At 61.7% G+C, this 12912-nt stretch carries 5 protein-coding genes; 1 reads left to right on the top strand and 4 read right to left on the bottom strand.

Translation table 11 applies throughout. The features are described 5' to 3' along the window. Positions 1-152: 152 nt before the first annotated feature. Entirely contained in the window at positions 153-1289 is a 1137-nt protein-coding gene (locus tag IEX88_RS13175; protein WP_188851355.1) for an HWE histidine kinase domain-containing protein, read from the bottom strand. A gap of 531 nt (positions 1290-1820) precedes the next feature. On the opposite strand from IEX88_RS13175, the gene IEX88_RS13170 reads away from it, so the two are divergent. Further along, on the top strand, positions 1821-5711 hold the full coding sequence (locus IEX88_RS13170) for a vitamin B12-dependent ribonucleotide reductase (protein WP_188851866.1): 3891 nt from the start codon (positions 1821-1823) through the stop codon (positions 5709-5711). 167 nt (positions 5712-5878) lie between these two features. On the opposite strand, the gene IEX88_RS13165 is transcribed toward IEX88_RS13170, so the two are convergent. From IEX88_RS13165 to IEX88_RS13155, 3 genes are all read right to left on the bottom strand, one after another. Next, the gene (locus IEX88_RS13165) at positions 5879-9667 is read right to left on the bottom strand and encodes an RNA-directed DNA polymerase (protein ID WP_188851346.1); all 3789 of its coding nucleotides are present in this window, start codon (positions 9665-9667) and stop codon (positions 5879-5881) included. A gap of 186 nt (positions 9668-9853) precedes the next feature. After that, positions 9854-11800, bottom strand: coding sequence for an AAA family ATPase (locus IEX88_RS13160; RefSeq protein ID WP_188851344.1), 1947 nt, complete (start codon positions 11798-11800; stop codon positions 9854-9856). A gap of 44 nt (positions 11801-11844) precedes the next feature. Next, positions 11845-12465, bottom strand: a complete 621-nt coding sequence (locus IEX88_RS13155) for a hypothetical protein (protein ID WP_188851342.1) — start codon at positions 12463-12465, stop codon at positions 11845-11847. Between the last annotated feature and the right edge of the window lie 447 nt (positions 12466-12912).

Below are 12912 nucleotides of genomic sequence, written 5' to 3'. Positions count from 1 at the left end.
GGACGGTACTCCGTCGAACCGCCGTCGCGCACTGACTCTCGGTTTTCGCGTGATTTTCCCGAAAGCTGCAAAGCCGCCTTTCGCGGCCGTGTTCCAGACGCCCGGCCGCCCGCCTTCGCGAGCGCTGCACGGGTTCGCGTCCGGTGACGGCGTCAGGTCAGCGCCGCCCTCCACTCGTCGATCGTTTCCGGCACCGCCACCGTCGGCGGCGCCAGGTCGAACTCGGCGACCATCAAGAGCCCCTCGGGCCGCCAGTCGCGCGTGATCCGACCCCGGCTCTGCCGCACCACGAGCGCATCGAGAAGGCTGGTGCCGAAACCGGTTTTCTCCGGCGGCCCGGAAAGCGCGCAGCCGCTCTCCCGCCATTCGAGGAGCAGCCGGCGCCGATCCTCGGTGTCGACCTCGTTCCAGCCGATCGCCAGATCTCCGCCGAGCGCGATCGCCCCGTATTTGGCGGCATTGGTCGCCAGTTCGTGCACCAGCATGCCGACGAGAATCGCATCGTCCTCGCAGAGGGCCACCACCGGACCCGCGAGGCTGAGGCTGCCGTCCTCGTCGTAGTAGCCGAGCTCGTTCAGCAGCACCGCCTCCAGTGAAGCCGCCTGACCGCTGGTGTTGACGAGCAGCGACTGCGTCTTGGCCAGCGCGCCGATGCGCTGGCTGATCGACTGGCGGATGTCGTCGAGGTCGCGGCGCCCGCGCAGCGACAGGCTGACGATCGCCTGCACCTTGGCAAAGCTGTTCTTCACCCGGTGCTCCATCTCCCGCATCAGGATCTGGCGCGCCTCCTCGGCCTCGCGGCGGCGGCGGATTTCCTCGCGAAGGTTCAGTTCGGTTTCGAGGATCTCGACCAGGTCGTGCATGATCCCCTGCTCGGCACCGGTCCAGGAGCGGGGCACCCGATCGATGGCGCAGAGCGCACCGATGATCGAGCCGTCGGGCGCATGCACGGGAAAGCCGAGATAGGATTCGACGCCGAGATCGGCGATGGCCAGGTTGTCGCGGACCAGAGGATCGGTCCTGGCTTCGTTGACGATCAACGGGGCGCCGGTGCGGGCGACGTGCTGGCATAGGGAATGCGTGAGGGGCGTCTCGCGCGCCTCGCTCCACGGCGAGGTCAGGCCACGGGCGCTCTTGAAGAACTGGCGTTGGGCATCGAGAATCGTCACCAGCGAGACCGGCACCTGCAGCAGTTTGGCGACCAGTTCGCTGATCCGGTCGAAGGCCTTTTCCGGCGGCGAATCGAGCAGGTCGGCCGCTCCGTACCGCGCCGAACCGTCCTCGTTCATAGACAGATTTCCTTCGAGATGCCGATGCGCGCGCCCTCACAGCCTCTTGGGCTAGCGCAATGTCGAGGACAGGAAAGCTGAATCGCCTCCTCCGTCAAGAGCTTGGCTGTCTATCCAATGACTTGCCTGTGTTCCCCGTCTCCGATTCACGGTCGGTTCTGCCCGCTATCCACAAGCGTCATGACCGCAGCGTCTTTCCGACCCCCTCCCCGTTCGCATCGCCTTGACCCTCGCGACAGACTCGCCCTAGCGTCGAATTCTCCTGGTGTTGCGGGGTCATGGCGGCGAATGCCGAGCCCGCGGGCGCTGCGAAACACCCGTTGCCGACGTGCCGCAGTCCTGCCGGCAAACCAAAGAGCGTCGCGGAAAGACTCGCTTAACCCTTCCGAACATACTATATCTAGCGTCGGACTTAGACGCAGACACAACATGTCGCTAAGGTGCGTGATACCGACGATTCCTGTCGTATCGCAGCGCCCTGGCAGCACGCGACCGTTTCACCACCAGCTTTCCAAGGACCGTCCCATGGGCATGAACATCGACCGCCGCTATACCAAAGCTGGTGAAGGCGCCTATGCCGGCGTCGCCTTCCGTCAGGCGACCAGCGAGATCCGCAATCCCGATGGCTCGGTGGTCTTCCGGCTCGAGGGCATCGATGTTCCCGCGCAGTTCAGCCAGGTGGCAAGCGACATCCTGGCGCAGAAATATTTCCGCAAGGCAGGCATTCCGGCCAAGCTCAAGCGCGTCGAGGAGAACGACGTGCCGTCCTGGCTCTGGCGCTCCGTCGCCGACGAAGCGGCGCTGGCCGCTCTCCCGGAAGGCGAGCGCTACGGCTCCGAAATGGATGCGCGGCAGGTCTTCGACCGGCTCGCCGGCACCTGGACCTATTGGGGCTGGAAGGGCGGCTATTTCGCCACCGAGGAAGACGCGCGCGCCTTCATGGACGAGCTCGCCTACATGCTGGCGACGCAGAAGGTCGCGCCGAACTCGCCGCAGTGGTTCAACACCGGCCTGCACTGGGCCTATGGCATCGACGGCCCCGGCCAGGGCCACTTCTACGTCGACTACCTCACCGGCGAACTGACCCGCTCGACCTCGGCCTATGAGCATCCGCAGCCGCATGCCTGCTTCATCCAGTCCGTCGCCGACGATCTCGTCAACGACGGCGGCATCATGGACCTGTGGGTACGCGAGGCGCGCCTGTTCAAGTACGGCTCGGGCACGGGCTCCAATTTTTCGCGCTTGCGTGGTGAAGGCGAGCGTCTGTCGGGCGGCGGCAAGTCGTCGGGCCTGATGAGCTTCCTGAAGATCGGCGACCGGGCCGCCGGCGCCATCAAATCGGGCGGCACCACGCGCCGGGCGGCCAAGATGGTCGTCGTCGACATCGACCACCCCGACATCGAGGCCTACATCTCGTGGAAGGTGAAAGAGGAGGAGAAGGTCGCCGCCCTCGTCACCGGCTCGCGCGTCGTCTCCAAGCATCTGAAGCTGATCCTGGCCGCCTGCGTCGACGGCCCCGAGGCGGAAGAAGTGCGCTTCGACCCGATGCAGAACGGAGCCCTGAAGCGCGCCGTCAAGGATGCCAAGCGGGCCCAAGTGCCCGAGAACTACATCAAGCGCGTCATCCAGTTTGCCCGCCAGGGCTACACCGACATCGATTTCCCCGTCTTCGACACCGACTGGGATTCGGAAGCCTATCTCACCGTCGCCGGCCAGAATTCGAACAATTCCGTCCGCGTCACCGACGAGTTCCTGCGCTCGGTCGAGGATAACGGCCCCTGGAACCTGACCGCCCGCAAGGATGGCCGCACCGTCAAGACGCTCCAGGCCCGCGACCTCTGGGAGCGCATCGGCTATGCCGCCTGGGCCTCGGCCGATCCCGGCATCCAGTTCCACACCACGATCAACGACTGGCACACCTGCCCGGCGGCGGGCGAGATCATCGCCTCCAATCCGTGCTCGGAATACATGTTCCTCGACGACACGGCCTGCAATCTTGCCTCGCTGAACCTCCTTCAGTTCCGCGAAGAGGGCGGCCGCTTCGAGACGGAAGCCTTCGAACATGCCACGCGCCTGTGGACCGTCGTGCTCGAGATCTCCGTCCTGATGGCGCAGTTCCCGTCCAAGGAGATCGCCCAGCGCTCCTACGACTACCGCACCCTCGGCCTGGGCTTTGCCAATATCGGCGGCTTCCTGATGACGAGCGGAATCCCCTATGACTCGGCCGAAGGCCGTTCGATCTGCGGCGCCGTCTCGGCGCTGATGACGGGCGTCGCCTACGCCACCTCGGCGGAGATGGCCGAAAAGCTCGGCACCTTCCCCGATTACGAGCGCAATGCCGATCACATGCTGCGCGTCATGCGAAACCATGCCCGTGCCGCACACGGCATCGCCAACGGCTATGAGGGCCTCGCCGTCGATCCCGTGCCGCTCGACCATTCCTCGCTGAAGGACAAGCGCCTCTCGGCCCGCGCCAAGGCGGCCTGGACCGAGGCCGTCGAGCTCGGCGTCAAGCACGGCTTCCGCAACGCGCAGGTCTCGGTCATCGCCCCGACCGGCACGATCGGCCTCGTGATGGACTGCGACACCACCGGCATCGAGCCCGACTTCGCGCTGGTGAAATTCAAGAAGCTCGCCGGCGGCGGCTACTTCAAGATCATCAACAATGCCGTGCCCGCGGCATTGCGCTCGCTCGGCTACACGGAAGCCGAGATCGGCGAGATGGAGGCCTATGCGGTCGGCCACGGCAATCTCAACCAGGCCCCCGCGATCAACTCCGCATCCCTGCGCGCCAAGGGCTTCGGCCCGACCGAGATCGAGGCGCTGAACACCGCCTTGAAGAGCGCCTTCGACATCAAGTTCGCCTTCAACAAGTGGACGCTCGGCGAGGAGTTCTGCAAGAAAACCCTTGGCCTGACCGACGCCCAGCTGAACGACTTCTCCTTCGAGCTCCTGCCCTTCCTCGGCTTCTCCAAGGCCGACATCGAGGCCGCCAACGTCCATGTCTGCGGCGCCATGACGCTGGAAGGCGCGCCCTTCCTGAAGGACAAGCACCTGGCCGTGTTCGACTGCGCCACCCCTTGCGGCCGCATCGGCAAGCGCTCGCTCTCGGTCGACAGCCACATCAAGATGATGGCGGCCGCCCAGCCCTTCATCTCCGGGGCGATCTCCAAGACCATCAACATGCCGAACGACGCCACCGTCGAGGATTGCAACGCCGCCTACATGCTGTCGTGGAAGCTGGCGCTGAAGGCCAACGCGCTCTACCGCGACGGCTCGAAGCTCTCGCAGCCGCTCAACTCCTCGCTCATCGCCGACGATGTCGACGAGGAGGAGGATCTCGTCGCCACCGCGACCGAGATGCTGATCGCCGCCCCGGCCGCGGCGCGCGCCGCGGAAGTCGCCGAGCGCATCGTCGAGCGCATCGTCGAGAAGGTCATCCGCGACCGCGAAAAACTGCCGAACCGCCGCAAGGGCTATACCCAGAAGGCGATCGTCGGCGGCCACAAGGTGTATCTGCGCACCGGCGAATACGACGACGGCCGCATCGGCGAGATCTTCATCGACATGCACAAGGAAGGCGCCGCCTTCCGCGCGATGATGAACAATTTCGCCATCGCCATCTCGCTCGGCCTGCAGTTCGGCGTGCCGCTCGAGGAATATGTCGAGGCCTTCACCTTCACGCGCTTCGAGCCCGCCGGCATCGTCCAGGGCAATGAGGCGATCAAGAACGCCACGTCGATCCTCGACTACGTCTTCCGCGAGCTCGCCGTCTCCTATCTCGGCCGGCACGATCTCGCCCATGTCCAGCCGGAAGATTTCGGCACTTCGAGCATCGGCCGAGGCGTCGAGGGCGACAAGCCTTCGCCGGTGAGCCACGGCATGGTCCGCGGCCAGACGGCGAAATTCCGTCTCGTGGCCACCGCCGAGCCGGCCGGCTCGCTCGGCACGACCGCGCCGAAGGGCGCGACGCCGGCCAGCGCCACCATCCTGCGCGGGCCTTCGGCCGCGCCAGTGGCGGCATCCCCGGCGCCCGCCGTGGCCGCGGCATCGCCAGCGCCTTCGGCACCGGCGGCCAACGTCACCGCGCTGTCGGCGCGCAGCGGCGCGGGCTCGGCCGCCTCTGGCAAGCTGGCGACGGCCTTCAAGCGCGACTTCGAGCCCCTGGCCGAGCCCGCCCCGGTCGCCGACGTCTCGCCGGCGCAGGGCCTGTTCGACAGCCCCCTCGCCTTCCCCGCCACGGAGCGCGACAAGGCCCAGGTCGAAGCCGCCCCGCGCCCCAGCGCCAACGAACGCCGCGCCGAGGCGATGATGAAGGGCTACACCGGCGAAAGCTGCTCGGAATGCGCCAACTTCACCATGGTGCGCAACGGCACCTGCCTGAAGTGCGACACCTGCGGGAGTACTTCCGGGTGCTCATGATTGTTCCGGTTGTTCGCTTGGTCTGTGACGCGACACAATGTATCGCCAAACGACACATAGCTCGAACTTTCCGGTAAAATGATACCGGATTAGGCAGAATAAAGGCCCGGTGCTTGATCACCGGGCCTTTATTTATTTGATCCAATGTATCGAGACGGCGGGAGCTACTATCGTCCTTTCACACCAGCAGGAGGGTACTTCCATTTGTCTCCGCCGTCCGGACTAAGGGTTCCCTTGCCGATTTCCACACGCCACCGCATTTCCTCGGGACTGTCTATCTCGAAGAACGAAACGGATGCCTGCGGCTGCCCATGCGAGTGAAAAACCTGCTTCCGAAACCCGTCCTTTTTTGGAAGGTAAGCATTGCTTCCACCAAACAAGCCGTTGTTGGCTATTACCACCATTTGGTACATGTGATAATGGAGGGCCATCGCCATGTGGTCAAAGGTACCGACATCGATGTTTAGCGCGCTGATTGCATAAATGTCTGATTTGTCCCTAAGATCTGTCGGGACGGCCATATCTGTCGCATCATAGCAGATTGAACCGCTTAACCACAACTTCTCAGAATTACTATCTTTCTTATATGGGTATGGAACTAGCCACTGGCAGGGCCGAAATCCTCTGATCCTCTCGACCGGATCGTTGAACTTGTGCTCCAGGTGGGCGAGATTTTTCTTTCCTTGGCGCCGAACGATCATCTGCAGACCGCCGGTCGGGCTTAACGAGGGAATGATCCACTTGGCCGAATTGACCAACGGCTTCCCGGGCTCGATTTCTTCATAGGCCATGCCCGCAAAGATCATCGCCTTATATCGACGGGAGAAGGGAATCAGATGCGTTCGGACATCGTCCGGATGGACTGACAGCTCGGGAAGCAGAAGCCAATCGAGACGACCATCTTGCGGCTTATGAGTTTCCCGCAGATCTATCGCCGCCCTGACTGCGGCGAGAGCCCTGGACAAATGATTCCGGTGCTTCCGACGTAGCTTTGATCCAGAGAGGGTCAGATCGTCTTCAACCTGCTTTTCGCTGGGCATCGCGAGCTGCACGACGCATCCGCGCAGCGGCCTATCTCCCCCTTTTGGAAAATACGACGATAACTTGGGAGGAGGAAGCGCCAGAAAGAGCAAACCCGACGCATCACCAACCTCGTTCCAGGCCGCAGTCAAAAATCGAGCGAATACATTCAGTGCCTCGTCAACTTCCCGATCGACGAATCTATTTGTCGATGTGCCGCGGCACCCTGGCCACAAGAGCAGTTCGAACAGGATTTGTTCAACTGCATCGGACACCGGCAGCCAGTCGTCGCCGAAGGCTTCGTGGCCATTGTAGAGGCCGTGCAGTCGTTGATACCAATGGCTCCTGGTGGCCCTGTAGATCGCGTTCCCGTCTCGCCATGAAGGAGGTCGGACGATCTCGGTAAAGTCTCGCCGCCCTGTCAGAATAAAACGTAGGAGGTAGCCAACCTGGAACCGCCATCTGTTTTTTGAATCTGCCCAAGAGGGTGGACGATAGATGGACTGCTCGTCGTGGTTCCGCTCCGAAGATGCCAGTTCGACCTCTTCGACCACCGTGAAGCCTCTTTTCACGCTTGTTTTGAGGAGGACGTTCATTGGCGTCAAAACGTCGATCGGTTCAGATAACGTCGACAAGGCCTTGGTCAAAGCGCAGAGGAAACTCGCGATGCCGATTTCGTTCCTCAGCGGACTTTCTGTCTCCATCAGAACGACGTCAGACAACGACTTGAAGTCGGGTTTTTGCAGACGCCTTCCAAGGCATAGATCGTCGGCGATATGAGACGGAAGAGATAGATCGTTACGAACATCGGCGATTACGATCTCTGCTGCGAAGGCTGGATCACGCATGGCGATCTGTGCGAGCCGCAGGTCGTTCAATTGAGGGGCAACCAAAGCCAAGGCAGATGCGGCGTCTAGGATCGAACGTCTCGCTACAATAGCCAGCGTTGCGAACTCAGTCGAATTCCCTCGGGGCTCGTCTCCCCTCAGGAAGCGTATCAGTTCGCGATAGTCCTTGGTTTCCGCAACATTACCGGCCATCGAAACGGGCGCCGCCTCAGGCGCGTAGACGGCAAGGAACAGGTACGCCTGCTGCTTTAGATACCACGGCAAGCTGCTCGACGTTGAAAGCAGCCGTATGGCCTCAGCCTTAAGTCTTTCACGATAGGCGGCAATATCGACTTTTGCCGGCATGCAATCAGTATCTTGGACGAAGCCAGTCTCTGTTGCTCCAGCGCTGAATAGCTGCGAAAGGCAATAGAGCGCGACCATTCGTCGATCACCACGATGCTTGCCTACCGTATAATCCTTGATCAAACTAAGAACGTGATCCAAGATTTCGACAGCTGGCCATATATCGAAACCAATACGGAGGAGACGAACGTTGGACGGATCTTCAACCCAGGCTTCGATCAGGCCGAACGCGAAAGACCGTGCCTCGTCGTCCAATTCTTCCTGTGTTCTAGCCAGACGTCCGAGGCTATCGACGTTATCATCTGCTTCACCCTCTTCAGCTTCGCCCGTATAGGCTTCGGCCTGACCGGGTTCGTCGGTAGGGGCCCGGTTGGCTGCCGCCAACAACGGTCGCAGTGACCTGTAGGTGCTCCGAAATCTAGCGGCGCCGAAACGGGAAACTGTACCGTCGCCAACATCCGGCACTGCCACCAGAGGGCTTGTGTACTCTTTGTCTCGGATGGCTTCACGTTCAGCAAGCCGCTGCTGTGTACGTATCAGGCCTTGGACGGCATCGATTATTTCTTCTCCACCAGATGCATCAAAGCCACCGGATACGGCGGCTTGGATCCGAGACATTCGTAGGCTCTGACGTATCAAGGGGCGCTTCTCTCCATGGAAGAGAGCTATTTTGGTTTTTTCCCTCGAGATTTTCATCCCTGATGCATGGACGTCCAGCAACTCCGACAGACGGGACACCATTTCATCTTCAATTGTGCGCAGGTCGCTAGCGGCATCGAAGGTGACGACGAGCCGAATGTCATCGACGTAGCGAATGGCGTCGTGAAGTGTGATACCTGATCCGATGTCCTGTCCGACTTTGGAGCGGATGGCGGCGTCGAAATCGAGTAGCGCGACATTCGCGAAAAAGCCTGAGGAGATTAGACCCTGTGGCAACGCGATCTTGTCGTAGTCCTCGATCATTTCTTTCGAGGCGAACCCTTCTGCCAGCTTTTGGTCGTCGCCATGCCAATTCCAGTTCAGAACGTTGCGCGTCAGCTGCAGGAATTCCGCGTCAGGACCGCTTGGCTCGATAAATTTCGCTATCGTCGCATAAAGACTCTTCGGACGCACCCGGTCATAGAACTGCCGAAGGTCGGTCTGAACGATGGCGACTTGCCGGGATGTGGCGTCGATTTGAGCAGCGACAACTTCCGGCCTCGCCAAAAATGACCTGTAATCTTGGAAGTAGGCCCGATAGGTAGTGGTGGATCCCCACCGATGCTGAAGCTTGCCGTCAGCTGCAGGATCGCAAAACAGGCGGTTTCCATACGAGGAGACCTTTGCCCGTGAAGTTTCGTCATCGACTTTGGCGCGAGGATCTCCCTGCGCAGACTCGACCGGATCCGCCATGCACATCATGATCGAGGTTGCAGCTACCTGATCTCGAAGAGACAAGTGTGCGAGCGGACGCAGCTTAACTTCGACCTTCGGCGCCGGCTTCCAGTCGCCCTTGTCATCGATCCACTGCTGAGACTTCGGAGCCAGAACAATGCGCAAAGGCATGCTCAGCCATTCGCGTGGGGATCGCATTTCGGTCGCTAAATTCTTAATGAAGTCAGGAAGATTCGCTGTCGCCCTGTCGAGTTCTAGCGTATCGGAGTACCAATTATGGACACGGATGTTATTGACTGTCTTCTTCCATGCCTGAATAAGTACATAGTCTGCTGTAGCGTGTTCAAGGATCGGCTGGAGGCGCAGCATTTGTGGAATTATCCGTCTTCTGAAACATTTCCAGACAGCCGGAAATGAACCTAGGGCCTATAAAGCATAGCAGATCGATTGGAAAATGTGTGCCAAATGTGAGGGGTGAGCATGTCTGGGCGACATGCTCACCCCAACTTCAGCACGCAGCATAGTCGAGCGTGTTGTGAGCGCTGATATATTTGGTCATGCGATCTGGACAATATGCATGATCGCGAAATGCTTGAGCGCCTCTCTTCCCAGCACTCTACGCTCCAGCGCGAGATCCGCCAGAGCGACGACCGCCTGACGGTGCCGGGAAACCAGCATCAGGGCCTCCGCATAGAGACGCCTTATCCGCACCTCGACGTTGTCGCCATCTGCCTGCTGGCCGAACGACAGACGGCTGCCGAGTCCCAAGCGGGTTTCGAGCTGCACCAGCCAGGAGGTCGCACGGGCAAGATCCGACGTATCGGCCCCACCGGCACCCGCGGAAACCGAGCCCAAAACTATCTGCTCTGCCACCCTTCCCGCAAGAATAGGCACGATGAGCGCCTCGATGTCTCCTCGCAGGCCCTCCACGGCATCCTCGTCGATCTCGAACACGACCCCGCCGCCCGACGCCCCGTTCCGGACGATCGAGAGCGCCGCGGGCATGCCTCCGTACAACATGTGCACGACGGCATGGCCGGCCTCGTGGATCGCGACCCTTCGCAGGACGGCTTGCGGCCTGGTCTCAGGCGGTAGAGCTACCGACAGCAGGTCGGCACCCGTGACCGGGCGATCGGCCTGGCGAGCCAGTCGTCGTGCATCCCGGCAGATCCGCACCACGTCGGCCCCCGATGTCGCTCCTGCCATCGCCGTGGCGATCGGTTGGACGACATCGTCGGGAATGGCCCCGCCCAGATGGGAGCGGAACATTCCGACCAGGGCCGTCTCGTCCGGCATCTGTATCGTGAACCGCCGGTCGAGCCGGCCCGACCTGACGAGTGCCGGGTCGAGATTCGTCCCATCGTTGCAGGCGGCGATGATCACCATCCCTTCCCTCCTGCTGGTGCCGTCGACGCATTCGAGCAAACCGTTCGTGACGGATCGCCACCAGTCGTCATGGAGCGAACCCGACCCCCGAGCTTGGAGCGTGTCTATCTCGTCGATGAAGACGATCGAAGGCATCTGACTGCCTGCCTCCTCGAAAACCGCCCGCATGCTCTTCAGCAGATCTCCCAGATGTCCTGTCTTGCTGGACTGCCAGGCGGCATAGGACGTCGGAAAGAACGCACAGCCGGCGGACGACGCGAGCGCCGAAGCGAAAAGCGTCTTGCCGACGCCCGGCGGTCCGACGAGCAGACAGCCGGAGTCCACATCCGCCCAGCCGATACGACCGCATCGAAAGGACTCAAGGTCGGCAACGAGCCGCAGTCCCCACTCCGCGGCTTCACCGTAGCCATGAAGATCCTCGAGTCTCGGATGATCGCCGGATGCCGCAACGAGATTCCCGCCAGCCTGGAAGGAGCGCAGCAGACGGATAGCCTCGTCGGAATCCGAGGCCTTGCGCAGGACGAGATCCAGCGTGTCCGGATGAACTGACGCGGGGTCCACGTCCGCCGGCCATTCACCGGGCCGATCGGGATATCGCAGGGCCAGCGCGCCTTGGAGCATCTCCGCCGTGAACGGCCCAACTTGCGTCACGAAATCCGTGAAGGCGGCAAGCTGCTCCGGCACGCGGTCGGTTCCGTCCACGAAACAGACGACGGACTGAGAATAGAGATCCTTCATGATCAGATCGACCTTCAGGGCTCCGAGCCGTGCAGTTCTCGGAAAGGATGCCGATCCGAATTGCCCGACCTGTGCGGATCCGTTGGAAATTGTCGCCAGTGCAGCCTCCAGCGCATTCGTTGCGGCCTCGAGCCACCTTTCTGACGGGAGGCGGAGGATCAGCAGCTGAGGACGACGTTCGGCAAGCGCCTTGCGGGTCCGTGGCGAGAACGCCGGCAGCAGCTGCCGGAACAGGGCGCGAGCGGTCGGACGGAGGTTGTCGACGATCTTGCCCACAGCCTTCGCCTGAAGACGGAGCAGTGCCTCGACGGCTGCGTCGTCCAGTTCTTCGTCGTCGTCCGTATCCGCGTATTCGTCTCTGTATCCGGCGCCGGTCATTTCGGTTCGCCTCCGTAGTATGGGATTCTCATATCGACCGTGGCTCATCTTCTCAGGCTGACCAGGGTCTCGGGGCCGATAGGCGCCTTGCGCCAGTCGATCGTCACGAAGCGTTTCAGGACCAAAGCCATCACCATACCGACCGGCTCCCCCGATCCGCGCATCGCCGCAGCTGCTTCGATCAGCGGTACCGAACCGACATCATCGAGCCATGCGAGCAGCCGCACGCGGTCGCCGAGCGGGGTTGTCCAGCGAGCGTACCGCATCATCTCGCGTGCATTGGTCAGTGCCGGCTCGATCCGGATTTCATCTTCGGCGACTGAACTGTAGGCCGCTCCCGGGTCCGCAAGACGCACGCCGAGTGGCCCGGCCGCATCCATGAGGATCTCGGAGCCGTCCTCATGGACGACCAGGAAGTCGACGACGCGGGAACGCAACGCGCCGTCGTCGTGGAGAAAGTCTGCCGACACCTGGCAACGCCAGGATTCGATCTCGTCGTCCAGATCCAGAAGGAGGCCGAGATCCCGTGCCAGCTGAGTCCGGAAGGCCGGGCGGCCATAGCACCTGACCGTGCCGAGCGGATGAAAACGACGCGGGGGTTCGGGTGCGGTGTGTGCGCCGCCCGGCTGATCTGGCGTTGAATTGTTGTCGAGAGGGGTCGTCATCGTCGTCGCTCCGGTGGCCACATTGGCCGCACGCCATCAGGCGCCGGAGGACGGGGTCGAACCCTCTATCTCCGGCGTGTCTCTAGCCGCATCACGGCTACTGGCGTTTTCATTCGAAGCTTGAACATGATGAGAACATAAGGGGCACGAAGCCGTCGATGCAAGCGATAATGTCCAGGACGATCGCGGACGATCAATCGATGGCGCCGTTTCCCGGAGCTGTGCCATCGGATCGAAAGTTCAAGACGAACTCCTCGACCTTCCGAATGGACATCTCGCAAGGCTTCACGAGCAGGTGCCCGCTGGAAAGCCGGTAGACGTTGAGGCTCACGATATCGTCGCCTTGTCAACGGCGGAGCAATTCCAGGCCAGTGTGGCGGAGTAAAACCAGGCCACGCGTCCGAGAGGGCACGACACAGGAAAGGGCCCGATCGGGCCCTTTCCTGT

The sequence above is a fragment of the Aureimonas glaciei genome (assembly GCF_014643375.1).
Lineage (GTDB): Bacteria > Pseudomonadota > Alphaproteobacteria > Rhizobiales > Rhizobiaceae > Plantimonas > Plantimonas glaciei.
Note: the sequence above shows the minus strand (reverse complement) of the source record. Positions and strands in the feature narration are given on the sequence as shown.

Bases quoted from the DNA above. Each gene is read 5' to 3' on its own strand.
- IEX88_RS13175 (WP_188851355.1), bottom strand. From the start codon at position 1,289: ATGAACGAGGACGGTTCGGCGCGGTACGGAGCGGCCGACCTGCTCGAT.
- IEX88_RS13170 (WP_188851866.1), top strand. From the start codon at position 1,821: ATGAACATCGACCGCCGCTATACCAAAGCTGGTGAAGGCGCCTATGCC.
- IEX88_RS13165 (WP_188851346.1), bottom strand. From the start codon at position 9,667: ATGCTGCGCCTCCAGCCGATCCTTGAACACGCTACAGCAGACTATGTA.
- IEX88_RS13160 (WP_188851344.1), bottom strand. From the start codon at position 11,800: ATGACCGGCGCCGGATACAGAGACGAATACGCGGATACGGACGACGAC.
- IEX88_RS13155 (WP_188851342.1), bottom strand. From the start codon at position 12,465: ATGACGACCCCTCTCGACAACAATTCAACGCCAGATCAGCCGGGCGGC.